The sequence below is a fragment of the Neobacillus rhizosphaerae genome, assembly GCF_050477885.1.
Classification (GTDB): Bacteria; Bacillota; Bacilli; order Bacillales; family Cytobacillaceae; genus Neobacillus; species Neobacillus rhizosphaerae_A.
Window position 1 is genome coordinate 41369 of the sequence record NZ_JBCNAC010000053.1, and the last position, 23479, is coordinate 64847.

The 23479-nt window shown below is 40.4% G+C and carries 23 protein-coding genes and 2 other annotated features; all 23 genes read right to left on the reverse strand.

Annotated elements, in window-relative coordinates:
* Nucleotides 1-122: 122 nt before the first annotated feature.
* Nucleotides 123-2204 carry an elongation factor G gene (fusA, locus tag ABES03_RS06970; protein WP_430116326.1) on the reverse strand — a complete coding sequence of 694 codons (2082 nt, stop codon included), beginning with the start codon at nucleotides 2202-2204 and terminating at the stop codon, nucleotides 123-125.
* Between the two features lie 53 nt (nucleotides 2205-2257).
* Nucleotides 2258-2728, reverse strand: coding sequence for a 30S ribosomal protein S7 (gene rpsG, locus ABES03_RS06975; protein ID WP_308081571.1), 471 nt, complete (start codon nucleotides 2726-2728; stop codon nucleotides 2258-2260).
* 41 nt (nucleotides 2729-2769) lie between these two features.
* Complete coding sequence (gene rpsL / locus ABES03_RS06980) at nucleotides 2770-3192, reverse strand: 30S ribosomal protein S12 (protein ID WP_026565517.1); 423 nt, start codon at nucleotides 3190-3192, stop codon at nucleotides 2770-2772.
* 103 nt (nucleotides 3193-3295) lie between these two features.
* Nucleotides 3296-3544, reverse strand: a complete 249-nt coding sequence (locus ABES03_RS06985) for a 50S ribosomal protein L7ae-like protein (RefSeq protein WP_430116328.1) — start codon at nucleotides 3542-3544, stop codon at nucleotides 3296-3298.
* A gap of 165 nt (nucleotides 3545-3709) precedes the next feature.
* On the reverse strand, nucleotides 3710-7309 hold the full coding sequence (gene rpoC / locus ABES03_RS06990; RefSeq protein WP_430116331.1) for a DNA-directed RNA polymerase subunit beta': 3600 nt from the start codon (nucleotides 7307-7309) through the stop codon (nucleotides 3710-3712).
* Nucleotides 7310-7415: 106 nt separating this feature from the next.
* A complete protein-coding gene (rpoB, locus tag ABES03_RS06995) occupies nucleotides 7416-10976 on the reverse strand; it encodes a DNA-directed RNA polymerase subunit beta (RefSeq protein WP_430116332.1) in 3561 nt (1186 codons plus the stop codon).
* Between the two features lie 257 nt (nucleotides 10977-11233).
* A complete protein-coding gene (locus tag ABES03_RS07000; RefSeq protein WP_430116333.1) occupies nucleotides 11234-11833 on the reverse strand; it encodes a class I SAM-dependent methyltransferase in 600 nt (199 codons plus the stop codon).
* A gap of 127 nt (nucleotides 11834-11960) precedes the next feature.
* Nucleotides 11961-12323, reverse strand: a complete 363-nt coding sequence (rplL, locus tag ABES03_RS07005) for a 50S ribosomal protein L7/L12 (RefSeq protein ID WP_066321249.1) — start codon at nucleotides 12321-12323, stop codon at nucleotides 11961-11963.
* Between the two features lie 60 nt (nucleotides 12324-12383).
* The gene (gene rplJ / locus ABES03_RS07010) at nucleotides 12384-12884 is read right to left on the reverse strand and encodes a 50S ribosomal protein L10 (RefSeq protein WP_430116335.1); all 501 of its coding nucleotides are present in this window, start codon (nucleotides 12882-12884) and stop codon (nucleotides 12384-12386) included.
* A 33-nt stretch (nucleotides 12885-12917) separates the two neighbouring features.
* Nucleotides 12918-13063 (reverse strand) — a sequence feature (ribosomal protein L10 leader region).
* Nucleotides 13064-13117: 54 nt separating this feature from the next.
* Entirely contained in the window at nucleotides 13118-13816 is a 699-nt protein-coding gene (rplA, locus tag ABES03_RS07015; RefSeq protein ID WP_430116338.1) for a 50S ribosomal protein L1, read from the reverse strand.
* A gap of 103 nt (nucleotides 13817-13919) precedes the next feature.
* On the reverse strand, nucleotides 13920-14345 hold the full coding sequence (gene rplK, locus ABES03_RS07020; RefSeq protein WP_071458930.1) for a 50S ribosomal protein L11: 426 nt from the start codon (nucleotides 14343-14345) through the stop codon (nucleotides 13920-13922).
* Between the two features lie 220 nt (nucleotides 14346-14565).
* Nucleotides 14566-15099, reverse strand: a complete 534-nt coding sequence (gene nusG / locus ABES03_RS07025; protein ID WP_430116341.1) for a transcription termination/antitermination protein NusG — start codon at nucleotides 15097-15099, stop codon at nucleotides 14566-14568.
* Nucleotides 15100-15237: 138 nt separating this feature from the next.
* Nucleotides 15238-15420: a preprotein translocase subunit SecE gene (gene secE / locus ABES03_RS07030; RefSeq protein ID WP_308081579.1), complete on the reverse strand. Its 183-nt coding sequence runs from the start codon at nucleotides 15418-15420 to the stop codon at nucleotides 15238-15240.
* A gap of 47 nt (nucleotides 15421-15467) precedes the next feature.
* The gene (rpmG, locus tag ABES03_RS07035; RefSeq protein ID WP_430116344.1) at nucleotides 15468-15614 is read right to left on the reverse strand and encodes a 50S ribosomal protein L33; all 147 of its coding nucleotides are present in this window, start codon (nucleotides 15612-15614) and stop codon (nucleotides 15468-15470) included.
* A 117-nt stretch (nucleotides 15615-15731) separates the two neighbouring features.
* Entirely contained in the window at nucleotides 15732-16382 is a 651-nt protein-coding gene (gene sigH, locus ABES03_RS07040; RefSeq protein WP_335544677.1) for an RNA polymerase sporulation sigma factor SigH, read from the reverse strand.
* Between the two features lie 69 nt (nucleotides 16383-16451).
* Nucleotides 16452-16961, reverse strand: a complete 510-nt coding sequence (locus tag ABES03_RS07045) for an NYN domain-containing protein (RefSeq protein ID WP_430116347.1) — start codon at nucleotides 16959-16961, stop codon at nucleotides 16452-16454.
* A gap of 3 nt (nucleotides 16962-16964) precedes the next feature.
* Nucleotides 16965-17708: a 23S rRNA (guanosine(2251)-2'-O)-methyltransferase RlmB gene (gene rlmB, locus ABES03_RS07050; RefSeq protein ID WP_430116350.1), complete on the reverse strand. Its 744-nt coding sequence runs from the start codon at nucleotides 17706-17708 to the stop codon at nucleotides 16965-16967.
* Nucleotides 17705-18133: a Mini-ribonuclease 3 gene (locus tag ABES03_RS07055; RefSeq protein WP_430116353.1), complete on the reverse strand. Its 429-nt coding sequence runs from the start codon at nucleotides 18131-18133 to the stop codon at nucleotides 17705-17707. The genes rlmB and ABES03_RS07055 overlap by 4 nt, the downstream gene beginning before the upstream one ends.
* 3 nt (nucleotides 18134-18136) lie before the next feature.
* A complete protein-coding gene (gene cysS / locus ABES03_RS07060; protein ID WP_430116355.1) occupies nucleotides 18137-19534 on the reverse strand; it encodes a cysteine--tRNA ligase in 1398 nt (465 codons plus the stop codon).
* Nucleotides 19515-20189, reverse strand: a complete 675-nt coding sequence (gene cysE / locus ABES03_RS07065) for a serine O-acetyltransferase (protein ID WP_430116358.1) — start codon at nucleotides 20187-20189, stop codon at nucleotides 19515-19517. Before cysE ends, cysS begins: the two co-directional genes overlap by 20 nt.
* A 64-nt stretch (nucleotides 20190-20253) precedes the next feature.
* Nucleotides 20254-20522 (reverse strand) — a binding site (T-box leader).
* Between the two features lie 47 nt (nucleotides 20523-20569).
* The gene (gene gltX / locus ABES03_RS07070; protein WP_430116361.1) at nucleotides 20570-22027 is read right to left on the reverse strand and encodes a glutamate--tRNA ligase; all 1458 of its coding nucleotides are present in this window, start codon (nucleotides 22025-22027) and stop codon (nucleotides 20570-20572) included.
* 75 nt (nucleotides 22028-22102) lie between these two features.
* Nucleotides 22103-22585 (reverse strand): 2-C-methyl-D-erythritol 2,4-cyclodiphosphate synthase, encoded by a 483-nt coding sequence (ispF, locus tag ABES03_RS07075; protein ID WP_430116363.1) that lies wholly within the window; start codon nucleotides 22583-22585, stop codon nucleotides 22103-22105.
* On the reverse strand, nucleotides 22586-23278 hold the full coding sequence (ispD, locus tag ABES03_RS07080) for a 2-C-methyl-D-erythritol 4-phosphate cytidylyltransferase (protein ID WP_430116365.1): 693 nt from the start codon (nucleotides 23276-23278) through the stop codon (nucleotides 22586-22588). It abuts the gene before it with no gap.
* Between the last annotated feature and the right edge of the window lie 201 nt (nucleotides 23279-23479).

The window sequence follows — 23479 nt, forward strand, 5'->3', positions numbered from 1 at the left end:
ATCCTCCTTTGGATTATAAAAGTTTTAAGTATATTAGGTAGAGACTGCGAATATGTTTGTCCATATTTCACAGTTTCTATTCTTACATAAGTAGTTATACTTTAAACAAAGGTGAAAATCAATTATTCACCTTTATTTTTTTTGATAATTTCTTCAGAAACTGATTTTGGTACTTCTTCGTAGTGATCGAAGTGCATAGAGAATACTCCACGACCTTGAGTACTAGAACGAAGTGCTGTTGCATAACCAAACATTTCTGAAAGTGGAACCATTGCACGAACTACTTGTGCGTTACCGCGTGCTTCCATACCTTCAACACGGCCACGACGTGCAGTGATTTGTCCCATGATATCCCCTAGATATTCTTCAGGGATTACAACTTCAACCCTCATCATAGGTTCAAGGATAACAGGGCTACACTTAGAAGCAGCATTTTTAAGAGCCATTGAAGCGGCAATCTTAAACGCCATTTCAGATGAGTCAACATCATGGTATGAACCGTCAAATAGTCGAGCTTTAATATCCACTAATGGGTATCCAGCAAGAACTCCACGGTCAAGTGAATCTTCAAGACCAGCTTGAACAGCAGGGATGTATTCACGAGGAACAACACCACCGACGATACCGTTTACGAATTCGAATCCTTTACCCTCTTCATTAGGTGAGAATTCGATCCAAACGTGACCGTACTGTCCACGACCACCAGATTGACGTGCGAATTTACCTTCAACTTGTGCAGAAGAACGGAAAGTTTCGCGGTATGCAACCTGAGGAGCACCTACGTTAGCTTCAACCTTAAATTCACGACGCATACGGTCAACAATGATATCTAAGTGAAGTTCGCCCATACCAGCAATGATTACTTGTCCAGTTTCCTGGTCAGTATGTGCACGGAATGTTGGATCTTCTTCTTGAAGTTTTTGTAGAGCTGTTGTCATTTTGTCTTGGTCAGCTTTTGACTTAGGTTCAACTGAAAGTTGAATTACAGGCTCTGGGAATTGCATTGACTCAAGGATAACTGGGTTCTTGTCATCACATAGAGTATCACCAGTAGTTGTATCTTTCAGACCTACTGCAGCAGCGATGTCACCAGCAAAAACCTTAGAGATTTCTTGACGGCTGTTCGCATGCATTTGTAGGATACGTCCGATACGCTCACGCTTGCCTTTAGTTGAGTTCTGAACATATGATCCAGATTCTAAAGTACCAGAGTAAACACGGAAGAACGTTAATTTACCAACATAAGGGTCAGTCATAACTTTAAACGCAAGAGCAGAGAATGGCTCTTCGTCGCTTGAATGACGTTCAATTAATTCTTCTTCATCATCAATAGCGTGTCCTTTGATTGCAGGAACATCTAGTGGAGATGGAAGGTAATCAATAACGGCATCTAGCATTAGCTGAACACCTTTGTTTTTGAAAGCTGATCCACAGATTACTGGAAAGAATTCAACGTTAACTGTACCTTTACGAATCCCTGCTTTTAGTTCTTCTTTAGTGAGTTCTTCCCCACCAAGGTACTTTTCCATTAACTCTTCATCTAATTCAGCTACTGCTTCAACTAGCTTTTCGCGATATTCTTCAGCTTGCGCCATATATTCTTCTGGGATTTCACGAACTTCAATGTCAGTTCCTAAATCGTTCCCGTAAAATACAGCGTTCATTTCCACAAGGTCAATGATTGCTTCGAATTCATCTTCAGCACCGATTGGTAACTGAATTGGATGTGCATTCGCTTGTAAACGGTCATGAATTGTACCTACTGAGTATAAGAAATCAGCACCAATTTTGTCCATTTTATTAACGAATACAACACGTGGTACACCGTAAGTTGTTGCTTGGCGCCAAACTGTTTCTGTTTGAGGCTCAACACCAGACTGTGCATCTAGTACAGCTACCGCACCGTCGAGCACACGTAGGGAACGTTCAACTTCAACCGTGAAGTCTACGTGTCCTGGTGTGTCGATGATGTTTACGCGGTGGCCTTTCCATTGTGCAGTTGTTGCTGCGGAAGTGATTGTAATTCCGCGTTCTTGCTCCTGCTCCATCCAGTCCATCTGAGAAGCGCCTTCATGTGTTTCACCGATTTTATGAATCTTACCAGTGTAATAAAGTACACGCTCAGTGGTAGTCGTTTTACCGGCATCGATGTGAGCCATGATACCGATATTACGTGTGTTTGCTAAGGAGAACTCTCTTGCCATTTGGTCTTTCTCCTTCCTAGTTTGGAATGAAATTATTTATATTGAAGGTTAGATTACCAACGATAGTGAGCAAACGCTTTGTTTGCTTCAGCCATTTTGTGTGTATCTTCACGCTTCTTAACAGATGCACCAGTGTTGTTAGCTGCATCCATGATTTCATTAGCTAAACGCTCTTCCATGGTTTTTTCACCGCGAAGACGAGCGTAGTTTACTAACCAACGAAGTCCAAGAGTTGTACGGCGGTCAGGACGCACCTCAACTGGTACTTGGTAGTTTGCACCACCTACACGGCGAGCTTTAACTTCTAATACAGGCATGATATTTTTCATAGCTGCTTCAAAAGTTTCCATTGGCTCTTTGCCAGTACGTTCGCGAATAGTATCAAACGCAGAATAAAGAATTTCTTGAGATTTACCTCTTTTACCGTCAACCATCATTTTGTTGATTAAACGAGTAACTAATTTTGAATTGTAAAGCGGATCTGGTAACACGTCTCTTTTTGCTACAGGACCTTTACGTGGCATATTTTTTCCTCCTTTCAATGAAGCTATTATTAAAGTAGTTATTATTTCTTAGCTGCTTTTGGTCTCTTAGTACCATATTTTGAGCGACCTTGCATACGGTTGTTTACACCAGCAGTATCAAGTGCTCCACGTACGATGTGGTAACGTACCCCTGGTAAGTCTTTTACACGTCCTCCGCGAATAAGAACAACACTGTGTTCTTGAAGGTTGTGTCCGATACCAGGAATGTATGCAGTCACCTCGATACCATTTGTCAAACGTACACGTGCATATTTACGTAACGCTGAGTTTGGTTTCTTTGGAGTCATTGTACCAACACGAGTACATACTCCACGTTTTTGTGGTGAAGATACATTTGTTTGTGATTTCTTGAAGCTGTTATAACCTTTGTTTAGCGCAGGTGATTTTGACTTTTCCTCTTTTGATTGACGAGGCTTGCGCACAAGTTGGTTAATAGTAGGCATGTATTTTTCCTCCCTTCATTTTTTGTAAGCCCACACATCCAGGTGGTTCATTTTTTTGCAAAAACAAAGTTTTTGCAGACTACTCTATCTACAAAAACAGTTTTTAACGGATAATAGCAACAGCTGCCGCGCCAACTTCAATCCCACATGCTTTTCCGAGTTTTTTCATCGAATCCACATATCGGACCGGAACTTCTATACCAAGAGCTACTTCCACGACTTTTGCTGTCACCTTTGGTTCAGCATCGCTTGCAACGACTAACTCTTGTGCATTACCTTCCTTAAGCGCTTTAACTGCTTGTTTTGTTCCTATAACAATCTTTTGTGCCTGTAATACTTTTTCATAAGACATAAATCATATCCTCCAAAGTATCGGATGAATAGGAGCACCTTTGATATAGTATCATCTTACCAAATAGTTGTCAACAAATGTTTCGATTTTTTATTCAAGACAGCAATTGGTAAATTTTATTCTTAAAATAGGGTACCTGCAATTGTGCAGGTACCACTATGTTAATTAATCAATTGCAACGGTCTCTTCAGAAGTGGTATCACGAAGAACTGGCTCCGCTTTACGGTAACGCTGCATACCTGTACCAGCAGGAACAAGCTTACCGATGATAACATTCTCCTTCAAGCCGAGTAATTCATCACGCTTGCCTTTGATTGCTGCATCTGTAAGAACTCTTGTCGTTTCTTGGAAGGATGCTGCAGACAAGAATGAATCTGTTTCAAGAGATGCTTTTGTAATACCAAGTAGTACTGGACGGCCTGTTGCAGGTAGTTTACCTTCAAGTAATGCCTTTTCGTTCGCATCAGTAAATTGGTGAATATCAAGTAGTGTACCTGGAAGTACCTCTGTTTCACCCGCATCACTAACACGGATTTTACGGAGCATCTGACGAACCATTACTTCTACGTGCTTATCGCCGATTTCAACCCCTTGCATGCGGTAAACTTTTTGTACTTCACGCAATAGGTATTCTTGAACAGATGTAACGTCTTTGACTTTGATTAACTCTTTAGGGTCGATTGAACCTTCAGTTAGTTCTTGACCACGAGCAACCTTGTCATTGATCGCCACTTTTAAGCGTGCTGTGTATGGAGCATTGTAAGTACGTGATTCAACTTCGCCTTGAACGACGATTTCATGCTGACGATCACGTCCTTCGTTAATTCCAACAACCACACCTTCAATTTCAGAAATAACAGCCTGACCTTTAGGGTTACGCGCTTCGAAAATCTCTTGGATACGCGGTAAACCTTGGGTAATATCGTCTCCAGCAACACCGCCGGTATGGAAGGTACGCATGGTTAACTGTGTTCCTGGCTCACCGATGGATTGTGCAGCAATAATACCAACTGCTTCACCTACTTCAACTTCTTGACCAGTTGCCAAGTTACGGCCATAACATTTCTTACATACACCATGACGTGTATTACATGTAAATGCAGAACGAATTTTCACTGTATCAATTCCTGCACCGACAATGATTTCTGCTAAATCTTCAGTAATCAGACCATTTTCAGGAACAAGTACTTCATTTGTTTCTGGATGCTTGATTGGATTTCGTGCATAACGACCAATTAGGCGTTCATCTAAGCCTTCGATGATTTCTGTACCGTCTTTTAAGGCACTGATTATAAATCCGCGGTCGGTGCCACAATCATCTTCACGAACAATGACATCTTGAGCAACGTCAACAAGACGGCGTGTTAGGTAACCTGAGTCAGCTGTTTTAAGGGCTGTATCTGCAAGACCTTTACGCGCACCGTGCGTAGAGATAAAGTACTCTAATACGGTTAAGCCTTCACGGAAACTTGATTTAATTGGTAATTCAATGATACGACCAGCCGGGTTGGCCATCAGACCACGCATACCAGCAAGCTGTGTAAAGTTAGATGCGTTACCACGGGCACCAGAATCACTCATCATGAAGATTGGATTTGTCTTGTTTAAGGATTTCATCAACTTACCTTGAATAACATCCTTCGCTTGAGACCAAATTGCAATCACACGATCATAACGCTCTTCCTCGGTAATAAGACCACGTCTGAACTGCTTTGTCACGTTATCTACTTTACCTTGAGCTTCTTGGAGGATTTGCTGTTTCTCACCAAGTACAACGATATCAGCTACACCAACTGTTATTCCCGCTTTTGTTGAATGTTTAAATCCAAGGTCCTTCATACGGTCAAGCATTTTAGACGTTTCTGTGATTTTGAATCGCTTGAATACTTCAGCAATAATATTACCAAGGATTTTCTTTTTGAACGGATCCACCAATGGCATTGACTTTATTTTAGCTAGAACGTCCTCACCTTTTTCAACGAAATACTTCGCAGGTGTTTCAACTTCTAGATTATGTCGAGTCGGTTCATTGATATATGGGAATGACTTCGGAAGAATCTCGTTAAAAATAAGCTTACCAACTGTAGTAATTAATAGCTTATTGTTTTGTTCTTCAGTGAAAGTCTCATTCCCTAACGAACCAGCATGAACAGCTACACGTGTATGGAAATGAGCAAAACCATTCTGATAAGCAAGAACTGCTTCGTTTGTATCTTTGAAAATCATACCCTCGCCGACAGCGCCTTCACGCTCTAGAGTTAAGTAATAGTTACCTAACACCATATCCTGGGAAGGAGTAACAACCGGTTTACCATCTTTAGGGTTAAGGATGTTTTGCGCTGCAAGCATTAATAATCTTGCTTCAGCTTGCGCTTCAGAAGATAGTGGTACGTGAACAGCCATTTGGTCACCATCGAAGTCCGCATTGTATGCAGTACATACAAGAGGGTGAAGGCGAATTGCCCGTCCTTCAACAAGCGTTGGTTCAAATGCCTGAATACCTAATCTGTGCAATGTAGGGGCACGGTTTAAGAGAACTGGATGCTCTCTAATTACATCTTCGAGTACATCCCATACATCTGGGGATACTCGTTCAATTTTACGTTTAGCTGATTTGATATTATGAGCTAAACCTTTTTCAACAAGCTCCTTCATAACAAATGGCTTGAAGAGTTCAAGTGCCATTTCTTTAGGAAGACCACATTGATACATTTTTAAGTTTGGACCTACAACGATTACGGAACGACCAGAATAGTCAACACGCTTACCAAGCAAGTTTTGACGGAAACGTCCTTGTTTACCTTTTAACATATGTGAAAGAGATTTTAGCGGACGGTTACCAGGTCCTGTAACTGGACGGCCACGACGACCGTTATCAATCAAGGCATCAACTGCTTCTTGAAGCATACGCTTTTCGTTTTGGACGATGATGCTTGGTGCACCAAGGTCTAATAGACGCTTTAAACGGTTGTTACGGTTAATTACTCTACGGTAAAGATCGTTTAAGTCAGAAGTAGCAAATCTTCCTCCATCCAATTGAACCATTGGACGAAGTTCAGGAGGAATTACAGGTAGTACGTCAAGAATCATCCAATCAGGTTCATTTCCAGAACCACGGAATGCTTCTAACACTTCAAGGCGCTTAATCGCACGTGTACGACGTTGACCTTGTGCTGTTTTTAGTTCTTCCTTTAAAATATCTACTTCTTTATTTAAATCGATATCGGATAGAAGCTTTTTAATCGCTTCAGCACCCATGGCAGCTTGGAATTTGTTTCCGTACTTTTCACGATAGGCACGATATTCTTTTTCAGAAAGAAGCTGCTTTTTATCAAGAGCAGTATCACCTGATTCTGTCACTACATAAGAAGCAAAGTAAATTATTTCTTCTAATGCACGAGGGGACATATCAAGAACAAGTCCCATTCGGCTTGGGATTCCTTTGAAATACCAAATATGTGATACAGGTGCTGCAAGTTCGATGTGACCCATACGCTCACGACGTACTTTTGCACGAGTGACTTCAACCCCACATCGGTCACAAACGACGCCTTTATAACGGACACGCTTATATTTACCGCAATGACATTCCCAATCCTTTGTTGGACCAAAAATACGTTCGCAGAATAAACCATCCTTTTCAGGCTTTAACGTACGATAGTTAATGGTTTCTGGCTTTTTCACTTCTCCGAATGACCATGAACGGATTTTATCCGGTGAAGCAAGACCAATTTTCATATACTCAAAATTATTAACGTCAAGCAAGGGGCCTACCTCCCTTTCGATATCCAGGTTTTACCCTTAGTGCGTTCAAAAAATACAACAGCGCACACACAAATGGATGTGCGCTGTAGATCAGATATTTAATTAATTACTCTTTTGAACCTACTTTTTCAGATTCAAGGCTTGGCGCATCTGGAACAATGTTTAACGTATCGACTTGTTGTAAGTCATCCTCGTCTTCCGTGTCGCGCATTTCTATTTCTTTTTCATCACCAGATAGGATTTTAACATCCATACCTAGACTCTGAAGTTCTTTAATTAATACTTTAAATGACTCAGGAACACCTGGTTCTGGAACATTTTCACCTTTAACAATGGCTTCATATGTTTTCACACGACCAACGACGTCATCTGATTTAACAGTAAGGATTTCTTGAAGAGTATATGCAGCACCGTAAGCTTCAAGTGCCCATACCTCCATCTCTCCGAAACGCTGTCCACCAAATTGTGCTTTACCACCAAGTGGCTGCTGTGTAACAAGTGAGTAAGGTCCAGTTGAACGAGCATGAAGTTTATCATCAACCATGTGTGCTAGTTTGATCATATACATGACACCAACTGATACACGGTTATCAAATGGCTCACCTGAGCGACCATCATAAAGAACGGTTTTCGCATCACGAGACATTCCAGCTTCTTCAATTGTTCCCCACACATCTTCCTCACGCGCACCATCAAATACTGGAGTTGCCACGTGAATATTAAGTGCTCTCGCTGCCATACCGAGGTGAAGTTCAAGCACCTGTCCGATATTCATACGAGAAGGTACCCCTAACGGGTTTAACATGATATCAACTGGTGTACCATCTGGTAAATAAGGCATATCCTCTTCAGGTAAGATCCTTGAGATAACCCCTTTGTTACCATGTCGTCCCGCCATTTTATCTCCTTCATGAATCTTACGTTTCTGAACGATATAAACGCGGACAAGCTGGTTAACACCCGGTGGTAGTTCATCACCATCTTCACGATTGAAGACTTTAACGTCATGAACGATACCTCCGCCACCATGTGGAACCCGTAATGAAGTATCACGAACTTCACGAGCCTTTTCTCCAAAAATGGCATGTAAGAGACGCTCTTCAGCAGTTAATTCAGTCACACCTTTTGGCGTAACTTTACCTACAAGAAGATCTCCGTCTTTTACTTCTGCACCTGTGCGAATAATACCTCGCTCATCTAAGTTACGAAGAGCATCTTCACCAACATTTGGAATATCACGGGTAATTTCTTCAGGTCCTAGTTTAGTATCACGAGATTCTGACTCGTATTCTTCAATATGAATGGATGTATACACATCATCTTTTACAAGACGTTCACTCATAATGATCGCATCTTCGTAGTTATAACCATCCCAAGTCATGAAGGCAACAAGAACATTACGTCCTAGTGCTAACTCACCTAATTCCATTGAAGGACCATCAGCAAGAATTTCGCCTTTTTTCACTCGGTCACCAACAGCAACGATTGGGCGTTGGTTGTAGCAAGTACCCTGGTTAGAACGGATGAACTTTAATAAACGATATTTCTTAAGATCGCCTTTCACTTCTTGGCCATCTACTTCTTTCATTTCGCGAACCCAAACTTCACGGGCTTCAACATGCTCAACGATTCCATCAGTCTTACAAATGACCGCTGCACCAGAGTCTTTTCCTGATACATATTCCATACCTGTACCAACTCTTGGAGCCTCAGGCTGCATAAGAGGTACTGCTTGACGCTGCATGTTCGCACCCATCAAGGCACGGTTGGAGTCATCGTTTTCAAGGAACGGAATACAAGCTGTTGCCGCAGAAACTACTTGTTTTGGTGATACATCCATATAGTCGATACGGTCACGGTTTACTACAGTGTTTTCACCACGGAAACGCGCTACGATATCTGCATCAATGAATGAACCATCATCAGAAAGACGGGAATTCGCCTGTGCTACTACATAGTTATCTTCTTCATCCGCTGTTAAGTAATCGATACGGCTTGTTACCTTGCCAGTGTCTGGATCAACACGACGGTAAGGAGTTTCAATGAAACCGAAACGGTTTACTTTTGCATAGGAAGATAGTGAGTTGATCAAACCAATGTTTGGACCTTCCGGCGTCTCAATCGGACACATACGGCCATAGTGAGAGTAGTGAACGTCACGAACTTCAAAGCCTGCTCGCTCACGAGTTAAACCACCAGGTCCGAGTGCAGATAGACGACGCTTATGTGTTAACTCAGCAAGTGGATTTGTTTGATCCATAAACTGAGATAACTGGGAGCTTCCGAAGAACTCCTTAATTGATGCGATAACTGGACGAATATTAATTAACTGCTGTGGTGTAATCGTTGCTGTATCTTGAATAGACATTCTTTCACGAACGACACGTTCCATACGGGATAAACCAATACGGAATTGATTTTGCAACAATTCACCAACAGAACGAAGACGTCTGTTACCTAAGTGGTCGATATCATCTGTATCGCCTACTCCATGCAATAAATTGAAGAAGTAGCTGATTGAAGCAATAATATCGGCAGGTGTAATATTTTTAATTGGTTCCGCCACATAGGCATTACCTAATACATTAATTACTTTTTCATTTTCATCACCAGGTGCATAAATTTTAATGCCCTGTAAAGTGATTTCATCCTCAACCACACCGCCAACAGGATTAAAGCCTTTGAAATTAATGTTCTTTTCAAGTGCAGGGATAATTCTATCTAGGTTTCTTCTATCTAGAACGGTTCCCTTTTCAGCGATAATTTCACCTGTTTCAGGATCGGCAAGCGATTCTGCTAAACGTTGGTTAAATAAGCGGTTTTTAATATGAAGCTTCTTATTAATTTTATAGCGTCCTACATTTGCAAGATCGTAGCGCTTTGGATCAAAGAAGCGAGAAACTAATAAGCTTTTTGCGTTATCAACTGTAGGTGGTTCACCTGGACGTAGACGCTCATAGATTTCAAGAAGCGCTTTATCCACACCTTCTGTGTTGTCCTTCTCTAGAGTATTACGAATATACTCATTGTCGCCAATCAATTCAATGATTTCTTGATCAGAGCCGAAGCCTAGTGCACGCAAAAGAACCGTAACGGGCAGTTTCCGAGTACGATCTATTCTCACATATACGACATCTTTGGCATCTGTTTCATATTCCAGCCAAGCGCCGCGGTTCGGAATTACAGTAGCTGTAAACCCTTTTTTCCCATTTTTATCAAGTTTTCCACTAAAGTAAACGCTCGGTGAACGCACTAATTGTGAAACAATAACGCGTTCTGCTCCATTAATGACGAACGTACCTGTTTCAGTCATAAGTGGAAAATCACCCATGAATACATCTTGATCTTTTACTTCGCCTGTTTCTTTGTTTACAAGACGTACTTTTACACGTAATGGAGCAGAATATGTAACGTCCCGTTCTTTTGATTCTTCTACAGAATACTTTGGATCGCCAAGGCTGTAATCAATAAATTCCAGTGATAGGTTACCAGTAAAGTCTTCGATCGGTGAAATATCCTGGAACATTTCACGCAATCCCTCATCCAGAAACCATTGATATGAAGAGGTTTGGATTTCAATAAGATTTGGTAATTCTAAAACTTCACTGATTCGTGCGTAACTTCTTCGTTGGCGGTGTCGTCCATACTGAACTAGTTGACCTGTCAACTGATTCACCCCTCAAATCAAGCGTTTTTTAATAAATCTATTAACGTCTACCGGAAGGAAAAATTAACCCTTCTCATTAGACAAAAAGAAAAAGGGTTTTTTACTCAAAAACCACATTTTCACATTTTGACTATTATTTTGTCATCATTTCCTTCTTATCCATTTTTTATACTAAAAACTTCAGTATTTTAAGGAATAATTCGGAAATTATTATGATGGCATTTTATAATGCTACCACAACGCAAATTCCAAGTCAACTACTTTATCGCTTTAATAATAAAATAGCCCTTGGATTTGTCAATAGTCTCTACTTCGGAAAATAGTGTCTTTAATTTTTCAATGGCAGATGGTGCACCTTGCTTCTTTTGAATAACTACCCACAGCCCACCATTCGAAACAAGATGATTATAGCTTTGTTCAAAAATATCATGCACTGTTTGTTTTCCCGCTCTTATAGGCGGATTGGTTAGGATTGCAGCAAAATTCGTTTCTTTTACACTTAGCAGCCTGTCACTTTCATACACTTTAACATTTTCGATCTTGTTTAATGCTGCATTTTCCTTTGACAGTTGAATCGCACGTTCATTTACATCTACCATATGAACCACACGATCATGATATTGTTTCGCAATAGACAAACCGATAGGACCGTAGCCACAGCCTACATCCAGAACGAATCCTTCTGTCTGAGGCATTTCAAAAGACTCAATCAATAAACGTGAGCCAAAATCTACCTCTCTTTTTGAAAAAACACCGTTATCCGTTTTAAAACGGAAGAGGTTATTTTTTAACATAAAGTCCCAAAACTTTGGATCACTTTCAACCTTCTGGGTACGAGAATAGTAGTGTTCAGACATAAAGCTCACCTCCCGAGGAGTATATAATGAAGAAAAACGGGGAATTCCTTTTAACTATTCAAAGCACTTCCGCTTTTAAAATAGCCAAAAAAAGCCCGCTTATACAGCGAGCTTTTCTATATGGTTATTACTTAACTTCAACGTTAGCTCCAACTTCATCAAGCTTAGCTTTGATTGCTTCAGCATCTTCTTTAGAAACGCCTTCTTTGATTGCCTTTGGAGTGTTGTCAACAAGGTCTTTTGCTTCTTTAAGACCAAGGCCTGTGATTTCACGAACAACCTTGATAACTTTGATTTTTTGATCTCCAGCGCTAGCAAGGATTACATCAAATTCAGTTTGCTCTTCAACAGCAGCAGCACCAGCGCCGCCAACCATTGCTACAGGAGCAGCAGCAGTTACGCCGAATTCTTCTTCGATTGCTTTTACAAGATCGTTAAGTTCTAAAACAGTCATAGATTTAACTGCTTCAATGATTTGTTCTTTAGTCATGATTAAATTTCCTCCTTAGTTTTGGTTACATTTTATTTTTGTTAGGCTGTCAGTGTTAGCTTACGCGCCTTGTTCTTCTTTTTGTTCTGCAACTGCTTTTGTAACAAGAGCAAGATTGCGAATTGGAGCTTGTAGTACGCTGAGTAGCATAGAAAGCAAGCCTTCGCGTGATGGTAGGTCAGCAAGAGCTTTAATTTCTTCAGCTGATGCGACATTCCCTTCAATTACACCTGCTTTAAGTTCAAGTGCTTCATGCTTTTTAGCAAAGTCATTCAAGATCTTAGCTGGCGCTACTACATCTTCAGAACTGAACGCGATTGCGTTAGGACCTGTTAATGCTTCGTTTAAGCTAGAAAGCTCAGCAGCATCAGCAGCACGGCGTACCATTGAATTCTTGTAAACCTTAAATTCTACGCCTGCTTCGCGAAGTTGTTTACGAAGTTCAGTTACTTCAGAAACTGAAAGACCACGATAATCAACAACGACAGTTGATACACTTGCTTTTAACTTATCAGTAATTTCGTCAACTAATTGTTTTTTTACTTCGATTGCACTGCTCATCTTTACACCTCCTGTAGATTGTCTACATTTATACCAGGCAAGTAAAAGCCTCCATATCGATCATCAGACATGGAGGCAGCATACAACAGCCGAAAATTTTCAGCCAATTCTATCGCATTACCTCGGCAGGTTATTAAGCAAAACGCCCCTGCTGTCTACAGTACAAATGTTTATTATATTAAACAACAAAATACATTATATAAAATGCATTTCAGAATGTCAATTGGTAAAAATTACTTAACTGTAACTGAAGAAGGATCTACTTTTACGCCAGGTCCCATTGTTGAAGCAACAGTAACGTTCTTCATATAAGTACCTTTTGCAGCTGAAGGCTTAACTTTAAGCAATGTTTCAAACACAGTTTTGAAGTTTTCAACAAGCTTTTCGTTTTCGAAAGATGCTTTACCGATTGGTACATGAATGTTACCAGACTTGTCAACACGGTATTCAACTTTACCTGCCTTGATTTCGTTGATCGCTCTTGTTACATCAAATGTAACTGTACCTGTTTTAGGGTTTGGCATTAAGCCTTTAGGTCCTAATACACGTCCAAGTTTACCAACTTCACCCATCATGTCAGGAGTTGCTACGATTACATCAAATTCAAACCAACCTTGTTGGATTTTGTTGATGTATTCAGAATCACCTACATAATCAGCACCAGCTGCTTCTGCTTCTTTCACTTTCTCACCCTTAGCGAATACTAAAACGCGTTGAGTTTTACCAGTTCCGTTTGGAAGCACAACTGCACCACGGATTTGTTGGTCAGCTTTCTTAGGATCAACACCTAAGCGGAAAGCCACTTCAAGAGTAGCGTCAAATTTTGTGTAGTTAGTTTTCTTTGCAAGATCAATTGCTTCTGCAACTGGGTATGCTGTTAAACGATCTACAAGCTTTGCAGCTTCTACATACTTTTTACCTTTTTTAGCCATTTTTATTTCCTCCTAGAATGTGGTTTTAGCGGAATAACCTCCCACGAATAAAGGTTGCGCAATAACGCAACCCCACTCCTTACAACAATAAAACTTACATGGATTAATCTTCGATTACAATACCCATGCTGCGTGCAGTACCTTCAACCATGCGCATTGCTGCTTCAACGCTTGCTGCGTTTAGGTCAGGCATTTTTTGTTCCGCAATCTCGCGTACTTTATCACGCTTTACTGTTGCTACTTTATTACGGTTAGGTTCACCTGAACCAGACTGGATTCCAGCTGCTACTTTCAAAAGAACGGCAGCAGGAGGAGTTTTCGTAATAAATGTAAATGAACGGTCTTCAAATACCGTGATTTCAACAGGGATAATCAAACCAGCTTGATCTGCTGTACGGGCGTTAAATTCTTTACAGAATCCCATGATATTAACACCTGCTTGACCTAATGCAGGACCAACCGGTGGCGCTGGGTTAGCTTTACCAGCAGGGATTTGCAATTTAACCATTTTAATTACTTTTTTAGCCACGAGACACACCTCCTTAAAGTCCGTGATGTGGTTAATGGGGTATTTACCCCTCCCACTCAACAATAGTCTTTATATTATAATCATAAAGAACTTTACAAAAGTCTTGTCTCCATTGGAGACATACTGACCTATGAAATATTACCACTTTTTAAAAATGATTTCAAGTTTTTTTACAATATCAGATTATTTTTCTTTAAAAACCGCCTTAACAAGGGATTTTTTATAGTTTCTCAATCTGTGTAAAATCAAGTTCAACTGGCGTATCACGGCCAAACATATTTACAAGAACTTTAAGCTTCGCTTTGTCTTTGTCCATTTCTTCAACAGATCCAGTAAAGTTTGCAAAAGGACCTTCTTTTACGCGGACTGTTTCACCAATTTCATAATCAACATCCACACGTTTTTCTTCAACGCCCATGCGCTTCAGTAAAACTACTACTTCTTCTGGTAATAGTGGTGTTGGTTTTGAACCTGATCCAGCAGAGCCAACAAAACCAGTGACACCTGGTGTATTACGTACAACATACCAAGAATCATCTGTCATGACGATCTCAACGAGAACATATCCAGGGAATACCTTACGCTTTACTACTTTTTTCTTACCGTTTTTGATTTCTGTTTCTTCTTCTTCCGGAACAACTACGCGGAAGATTTTATCCGACATGCCCATTGATTCGACACGCTTTTCTAAGTTGGCCTTTACTTTATTTTCATAACCTGAGTAAGTATGGACTACATACCAATTCTTTTCCATTTAAGAGGACTAGACGTCCGTCCCTCCCTATTTCTAAAAGATAAAAACTATTTTTTAAGCAAATAAAAAACCCGTCAAAACGGGCTTTTAGCTAAAATTTCCTTTGATGTTTACCATTATACCATGAAAGTTGGTTTATTATTCAAGAATTAAGCGAATCAATTTTGAAATTCCTAAATCAAGAACAGCAAAGAAGGCTGCGAAAAAAACAACAGTTGATAAAACAGTAACAGTAGAACGAGTTAGCTCACTGCGCTTTGGCCAGCTAACTTTTCTCATTTCGCGTAAAACATCACTGAAGAACTTCGTTATGCGTTGCATATCTGTAACCCCCAAAATCTAAAAATAACTGCAAAGATCTATCTAAATTATTTTGTTTCCCTGTGGATTGTATGGGTGGCGCAGGTTTTACAGAACTTTTTCAATTCTAATCTTTCTGTTTGCTCCTGCTTGCTGATGGTCGAATAATTCCTATAGCCACAATCAGCACATGCAAGAATTACTTTTTTACTCATATTCGACACCTTCAAACAAATTTCTTTTTTATCCTCAAAAATGTAACATGACCCCTCATTAAAGTCAATATCATTGGGAGCGGATTCACAAGAACGCCATTTCCTCTTTTTGTTAATTTAAAGGGAGAATTCACGAATTTCTAAATAACGTTCCAGTTTTCTTTTCACACGTTGTAGAGCGTTATCAATGGATTTTACGTGACGATTTAGCTCTTCAGAAATCTCCTGATAGGATTGGCCGTCTAAATAAAGGGCCAGTACCTTTCTTTCTAAATCGCTTAATAATTCAGTCATTTTAATCTCTATGTGATCAAATTCTTCTTGATTAATAATCAATTCTTCCGGGTCCAATACCTTTGCACCAGATAAGACATCCATCAGCGTGCGATCAGATTCTTCATCATAGATAGGCTTGTCCAGAGATACATAGGAGTTTAACGGAATGTGTTTCTGCCGGGTTGCGGTCTTAATGGCTGTAATAATCTGACGTGTGATACACAGCTCGGCAAATGCTTTAAAGGAGGTAAGCTTGTCCTCACGGAAGTCACGAATGGCCTTATAAAGCCCGATCATGCCTTCTTGGACAATATCTTCCTTATCTGCTCCAATTAAAAAATAGGATCTTGCTTTTGCACGTACAAAATTACGATACTTATGGATTAAATAATCCAACGCTTCACTATCACCTTGGTGCACTAAATCGACTATTTCCTCATCTTCCATTACGAAAAAATGTTCGTTGACCTTTGTCCCGAAGTCCGTACTCAAGTAGATCCCCTCCACCGAACAAGCATAGATACTAATATTATACATTAGAAAATTTTTGAAGTCTATCGCTCATTTCTGTCCTCTGCGCCATTTTTCAAAAATTTCTGCCAGTTCATCACTAATCTGTATTTTGGATACGGGCTTTTTTTCTTGAATCTTCTTTACTCTCTTCTCGATTCCCTTTTCTATCGATGACATTTCTATCAGCAGTTCACGAGCGGATTTTCTTAAGGCTCCTTGTCCAAAAATGGCCCATTGCTCTGTAAAATCGGATGTCGCCACATGGATTTGTGTCCTTCTATTGCTCAGACTAATAGCCATTTTTTCAATCCGCTCATCTGCCGTCTCATTTTCTTTTGTAAAAATCACTTCTACCTTATGATTGTTATACTTTTTTTCTGTTCCTTGAACATAATGGGCATCAAATACAACAATGACACGGAAACCAGAGAACGCTTGATATTCGGCCATTCTTTCCACCAAGCGATCCCGTGCAGCCGGTAAATCCCGATCCTTCAATTCCCTAAGCTCTGGCCATGCTCCAATAATGTTATATCCATCAACAAGCAGGATATCCATATACTACCTCTCTAGAGGATTTCGTTTTCGATATACCTCATACATAAGCAAAGAGGCAGCTACAGAAGCATTTAAAGACGTAACTTTTCCTACCATTGGCAAATGAATGAGGAAATCGCATTTATCCCTAATCAGTCGACCCATACCTTTTCCTTCGCTTCCGATGACTAAGCCAAGAGGGAGTGTGCCATCCAGCTGCCGATAATCCGACTCTCCCAACGCATCTGTTCCAGCAATCCACAATCCTCGTTCCTTTAATTCATCAATCGTACGTGCCATGTTCGTTACACGTGCCACTGGTATATATTCAATCGCTCCTGTGGAAGCTTTGGCCACGGTAGCTGTTAAGCCTACAGCCCTGCGCTTTGGAATAATAATCCCGTGGGCACCTACTGCATCTGCTGTCCGCATAATAGATCCAAGATTATGAGGATCCTCAATTTCATCCAACAATAAAAAGAAAGGAGTTTCATTCTTCTTTTCAGCTGCCGCAAATAAATCATCAATTTCAGCATATTGATAGGCTGCTACATAGGCTAAGACTCCCTGATGATTTTCATCCGCAATTTGGTCGATTTTTTTCTTTGGTACAAACTGAACAAGCACATTGGCTTCTTTTGCTAATTGGGTAATTTGCTGCATTTGACCGCGCTGTGACCCTTCAGCAATTAATATTTTATTAATATCCCTTTCCGACTTAAGGGCTTCTATTACTGGATTTTTTCCAACGATGTATTCCTGGCTCATTCAACAGTACCTCCTTTCTGTTCTTCTACATAGGAAAAAGCTCTTTTAATTAGCTCTTCTAACCGCTCGTTATAACCTTGTAAAAATAAATACCCCATCAATGCTTCGAAGGCAGTGCTGTAACGATACGTTTGAACATCTGTATTTTTTGGAACAGTGCCTGATTTCGCATTTCTGCCGCGCATGACTACGGCCAATTCCTCTTCAGTAAGGAGCTGGTCATCCATCATTTGAAAGAGAATGTGACACTGAGCCTTCGCCGATACGTATTTGGTTCCAGCTCGGTGTAAATGATTAGGTCTTACCTTCCCGCTGTAGAGAAGGTGACGTCTAACATACGATTCAAAGACCGCATCCCCCATATAGGCAAGTGCAAGGCTATTTAATTGTTTGGCGTCAACTGTTGTCTCTTCGTAGTCAAGCATGAATTAGCCCCTTTTCCATCTGGTTCCTTGTGCTGTGTCCTCTAGAATAATATTCATTTCCTTCAACTGGTCCCGAATTTGGTCAGACAATTGGAAATTGCGATCCTTCCTTGCCTGGTTTCTCTTTTCAATCAGCGCATCGATTTCTTCGTCCAGCAATTCTTCACTTTCTAGCGTTAACCCTAATACTTGGAATAATTCTTGGAATTGATCTGTAAATGCATTAATCACTGAAACCGATGTATTTTTCTCTAAAAGATAATAATTCGCAAGTTTGGAGAGATCAAACAATACAGAAATGGCTTTTGCTGTGTTAAAGTCATCATCCATTGCCTCAATAAACTGCTCTTTTGCTGCTGCAATTTTATCGAGCCACTCTTGATTGTTATCAGTTAAGTCCGCGCTTGCTTCTTTACGGTGCTGCAAGTTTTGATAAGAAGTCGTTAATCTATCAAATGCCGCTTTCGTGCTTTCCAATAATTCTTCACTGTAGTTGATTGGGTTGCGGTAGTGAACCGATAACATAAAAAATCTTAACACTTGTGGATTATGCTTCTTAATAATGTCATGTACTAGTACGAAGTTACCAAGTGATTTTGACATTTTTTCATTATCGATATTAATATAGCCGTTGTGCATCCAATAACGTGAGAATAGCTTTCCAGAAAGTGCTTCGGATTGAGCAATTTCATTTTCATGATGTGGGAAGGTTAAGTCCTGTCCGCCAGCATGAATGTCAATCGTTTCCCCGAGATACTTTTTGGCCATTGCTGAGCATTCAATATGCCAGCCTGGTCTGCCAAGTCCCCATGGGCTCTCCCAGAAGATTTCCCCTTCCTTCGCCGCTTTCCACAATGCAAAGTCTAAATTGTCCTGTTTTTTATCCCCGACTTCAATCCTAGCTCCTACTCGTAATTCATCAATGGATTGATGAGAGAGCTTGCCATAATCATCAAAGTGTCTCGTCCGGAAATAAACATCCCCTTCGGATTCATAAGCATACCCTTTTTCAATTAATTGGCTAATAAATTCAATAATAATGTCCATATTTTCCATAACACGTGGATGAACATCTGCCTTTTGGCATCCTAATGCTGTTACATCTTCAAAATAAGCATTAATAAACCGGTCCGCAATCGTCGGTACATCTTCCCCTAATTGATTAGCCGCACGAATCAGTTTGTCATCTACATCTGTAAAATTTGAAACGTATTGAACATCGTAACTGCGATATTCTAGATAGCGTCTTACCGTATCAAAAACAATTGCGGGGCGTGCATTTCCTATATGGATATAATTATAAACAGTCGGACCGCATACATACATTTTCACTTTTCCTTCTTCTAGCGGTACAAATGTTTCTTTTTTCCGAGACAAGGTATTATAAATTTGAATGGCCATTTACTTCGATCCCTTCTTTTCTTAATCCGTCTAGTTCCTGTTTCAATTGTGTTAGTTCGCTTTCCATTTCCTTTAGACGATCAGCAATTGGATCCGGCAAGTCACAGTGGTTTAAGTCTTTATTCTTACTGATCCTCTTACCATCCTGAATAACCACTCTTCCTGGCACTCCAACGACTGTGGAATTCGGGGGTACTTCTTTTAATACAACAGATCCTGCACCAATCTTTGAATTTTCTCCGATTGTTATGGAACCAAGCACTTTTGCACCTGTTGCAATGAGCGCATTATCTTTAATCGTAGGATGCCGCTTCCCTTTCTCTTTACCCGTTCCACCTAGGGTAACACCTTGAAACACTGTTACGTTATCGCCAATTTCACATGTTTCCCCAATGACGATTCCCATACCGTGGTCAATAAAAAATCTTCTCCCTATTTTTGCTCCAGGGTGAATTTCAATTCCGGTAAAAAATCGGCTCACTTGGGATATAACTCTGGCAATGAAAAATAACTTTCGCTTAAAAAAAGCGTGTGCAAGCCGATGAGCCCATATGGCATGTAAGCCTGAGTAGGTTAAAATCACTTCTAAATAACTTCTTGCTGCAGGATCTTGTTCAAACACAACCTCAATGTCTTCTTTCATCATTTTGAACATTGCCATTCCTCCCCCTTAGTTTAGCTCTATCCTTAGAAAAATAAAAAAGCGCCCCTGTCATTTCGACAGAGACGCTTGTGCGTGGTTCCACTCTGATTAGGCAGTCAGCTTTACATGCTCTATCTTTTTTCTGTACGAGAAAATAGTAGAGCTAACATCTGCCTCACTCTTACTTGTTAACGGATGGTTCCGCCCATATCTACTAGAGTTAACTCTTTCGAAACGGGGCTCCGAGGGGCACTTCAAAAAATGAGGGGCCTAAACCACTTTCAGCCGGTGATGGTTTTCTCTTTAAAGCATCATTTTTTTACTTTTCCTCTTCTACGCTTTTAAAATTATTAAATTAGTTATACTTACTATATTACATTTTTATCTCAATGTTAACCAATAATTTGATTAATTCTCATTTGGACTTTTTGTTTTCCTAAAAGCTCAATGGCTTGAGGAAGATCTGGTCCATGTGTCTGGCCTGTTACAGCTGCACGGATTGGCATAAATAGATTTTTTCCTTTTTGACCTGTAGACTTTTGAACAGCTTTCATCGCTGCCTTTATGCCGTCGGCTTTAAAGCTTTCTAATTGATCCAGCTCAGCGGAAAATGCCTTTAATACTTCAGGAACTGTTTCTCCTGTTAGAATTTCCTTCGCATCTTCTTCGTATTCAGCCTCGTCTTTAAAGAACATGTCCGAAAGTTCAACAATCTCAGCACCAAAGCTCATTTTTTCCTGTAAAAGTGCGACTAGTCCCCTTATCCATTCATGCTGTTCATCAGTCATACTTTCACTTATCCGACCTGCTTTGATTAAGTGCGGCAAGGATAGTTCGACTACTCTGTCTAACTCCACTTTTTTCATGTATTGATTGTTCATCCAAGTAAGTTTTTGCTTATCAAATAATGCTGGTGACTTAGAAAGTCGATCCGCATCAAATATTTCAATAAACTCTTCTTTAGAATATAACTCTTCTTCCCCAGCCGGAGACCAGCCAAGTAAAGTGATAAAGTTAAATAGTGCTTCTGGAAGATACCCTAATTCCTCATATTGCTCAATGAACTGAATGATGGATTCATCACGTTTGCTTAGCTTTTTACGGCTTTCATTCACAATTAATGTCATGTGTCCAAAGACCGGTGGCTCCCAGCCTAGTGCCTCATATACCATTAACTGTTTTGGCGTATTAGAAATATGATCGTCCCCACGTAGTACGTGTGAAATCTTCATGAGGTAATCGTCGATAGTCACCGCAAAGTTATAGGTTGGAGTGCCATCCTTTTTAATGATAACCCAATCACCCATTCCCTCTGATTCAAAGGAAACAGGACCTTTTACCATATCGTCAAAGGTGTAGGTTTTTCCTTCAGGAACAGCAATACGTATGCTAGGCTTGCGACCTTCACTTTCTAAACGTTCACGGTCCTCTGGAGTCAAATGGCGGCACTTACCGGAATAATGAGGCGTTTCTCCCTTTTCTGTTTGGGCCTCACGCTCTGCCTCCAGCTCTTCTTCTGTACAATAACATTTATACGCATGACCATTCTCTAGTAATTGCTTGTAATAGGTTTCATAAATATCATTTCTTTCGGATTGACGATAAGGGCCGTATTCTCCACCTACATCGACACTTTCATCCCAATCCATGCCAAGCCATTTTAAATATTTAAGCTGACTTTCTTCTCCACCCTCTATATTCCGCTTTTTATCCGTATCTTCAATTCGGATAATAAATTTCCCTTGCTTGCTACGTGCAAACAAATAATTGAATAATGCGGTACGGGCATTTCCAATATGTAAATGTCCAGTAGGACTTGGAGCATATCTTACACGAACTTCGTTTGACATTTGTACATGGCCTCCGTGCTCAAATAATATAGTTTCAATTGACTATTTTATCACTGTATAGGATTTCAATAAAGACTATTCATTTACCTTCTTTAATAATACTACCGCTTGTGAGGCGATTCCCTCTCCTCTGCCGGTGAAGCCTAGTTTTTCTGTTGTCGTTGCCTTTACATTAATTTGTTCTGGTGTGGCTTCTAACAATTCGGCAATCCGTTCACGCATTTGCTCAATATAAGGAGCCATTTTTGGTTTCTGTGCGATAATTGTGCAATCTGCATTCACAAGCTCGTACCCTTTGTCTTTTACTAGCTTCCAAACATGTGCCATCAGCTTGGCAGAGTCAGCATCCTTGAAATTGGGATCCGTATCAGGAAAGTGCTTACCAATATCCCCTTCCCCAATTGCACCAAGGCAGGCATCGGAAACAGTATGTAATAATACATCTGCATCTGAATGACCTAAAAGGCCTTTTTCATATGGAATGGTAATTCCCCCTATGATTAGCGGGCGTCCTTCTGTTAATTGGTGGACATCAAATCCCTGGCCAATTCGAAACATTTAACAAAACTCCTTTTCTCTCTTTTTCATTATCGCCTCAGCGAAGTATAAATCCTCTGGTGTAGTTAGTTTAATATTGTCGTAATCACCTTCTACCATGGCAACCGGTTGATGTAATCGTTCAACTAAACTCGCATCATCTGTTCCAACAAAGGCATCTATTTTTGCTTTTTCGTATGCCTCCTGCAATAACGAAATACGAAAAGCTTGTGGGGTTTGTACAGCCCACAAGCTTGAACGTTCGACGGTTTCCACTACGACGCCATCTTGTACCTTTTTCATGGTGTCTTTAGCTGGTACTCCAATAATCGCAGCACCTGTTTCGTGCGCCTTTTCAGTTAAACGGTGGATTTGTCCTTTTTGAATAAAGGGACGTGCAGCATCATGAACAAGAATAGTTCCATCGTTTTTGACCGTTTGGAGGGCATTATAAATGCTATGCTGACGTTCCTCTCCACCTGGCACCAAGTTGATTACCTTCGTTACGTTATACTTATTTAGTAATTCTTTAAATTCCATTTCATCATGGGGGTGAATAGCTAAAATCATCCCCGTACAAGCTTCATCCTCTTCAAATACCTTTAAGGTATGGATGAGTACTGGTACTCCATTAAGCTCTAATAAAAGCTTATTTTTCCCCGCTCCCATTCTTTTTCCCTGACCTGCAGCCGGGATAATGACTTGGTAAGTCATAAAAAAACCCCACTCTATTTATGCTTTTTCTTTTAGGCTTTGTTAAACTTGTCTGTTGATTTCCGCTCCAGGCACTTCGCTTTCCGTGGGTGTTTCGGCGAGCCTCCTCGGCGCTTGCGCCTGCGGGGTCTCCCCTGAACCATACTCCCACAGGAGTCTTCGTGCCTTCCACTCCAATCAACAGTGTAAGAAATAAACTTT

Coding starts and splice junctions, on each gene's coding strand:
- fusA (WP_430116326.1), bottom strand. CDS start 2,204: ATGGCAAGAGAGTTCTCCTTAGCAAACACACGTAATATCGGTATCATG.
- rpsG (WP_308081571.1), bottom strand. CDS start 2,728: ATGCCACGTAAAGGTCCTGTAGCAAAAAGAGACGTGTTACCAGATCCG.
- rpsL (WP_026565517.1), bottom strand. CDS start 3,192: ATGCCTACTATTAACCAACTTGTGCGCAAGCCTCGTCAATCAAAAGAG.
- ABES03_RS06985 (WP_430116328.1), bottom strand. CDS start 3,544: ATGTCTTATGAAAAAGTATTACAGGCACAAAAGATTGTTATAGGAACA.
- ABES03_RS07000 (WP_430116333.1), bottom strand. CDS start 11,833: ATGTCTGAACACTACTATTCTCGTACCCAGAAGGTTGAAAGTGATCCA.
- rplL (WP_066321249.1), bottom strand. CDS start 12,323: ATGACTAAAGAACAAATCATTGAAGCAGTTAAATCTATGACTGTTTTA.
- rplJ (WP_430116335.1), bottom strand. CDS start 12,884: ATGAGCAGTGCAATCGAAGTAAAAAAACAATTAGTTGACGAAATTACT.
- rplA (WP_430116338.1), bottom strand. CDS start 13,816: ATGGCTAAAAAAGGTAAAAAGTATGTAGAAGCTGCAAAGCTTGTAGAT.
- nusG (WP_430116341.1), bottom strand. CDS start 15,099: ATGGAAAAGAATTGGTATGTAGTCCATACTTACTCAGGTTATGAAAAT.
- secE (WP_308081579.1), bottom strand. CDS start 15,420: ATGCAACGCATAACGAAGTTCTTCAGTGATGTTTTACGCGAAATGAGA.
- rpmG (WP_430116344.1), bottom strand. CDS start 15,614: ATGAGTAAAAAAGTAATTCTTGCATGTGCTGATTGTGGCTATAGGAAT.
- ABES03_RS07045 (WP_430116347.1), bottom strand. CDS start 16,961: ATGGATATCCTGCTTGTTGATGGATATAACATTATTGGAGCATGGCCA.
- rlmB (WP_430116350.1), bottom strand. CDS start 17,708: ATGAGCCAGGAATACATCGTTGGAAAAAATCCAGTAATAGAAGCCCTT.
- ABES03_RS07055 (WP_430116353.1), bottom strand. CDS start 18,133: ATGCTTGACTACGAAGAGACAACAGTTGACGCCAAACAATTAAATAGC.
- cysS (WP_430116355.1), bottom strand. CDS start 19,534: ATGGCCATTCAAATTTATAATACCTTGTCTCGGAAAAAAGAAACATTT.
- cysE (WP_430116358.1), bottom strand. CDS start 20,189: ATGTTCAAAATGATGAAAGAAGACATTGAGGTTGTGTTTGAACAAGAT.
- gltX (WP_430116361.1), bottom strand. CDS start 22,027: ATGTCAAACGAAGTTCGTGTAAGATATGCTCCAAGTCCTACTGGACAT.
- ispF (WP_430116363.1), bottom strand. CDS start 22,585: ATGTTTCGAATTGGCCAGGGATTTGATGTCCACCAATTAACAGAAGGA.
- ispD (WP_430116365.1), bottom strand. CDS start 23,278: ATGACTTACCAAGTCATTATCCCGGCTGCAGGTCAGGGAAAAAGAATG.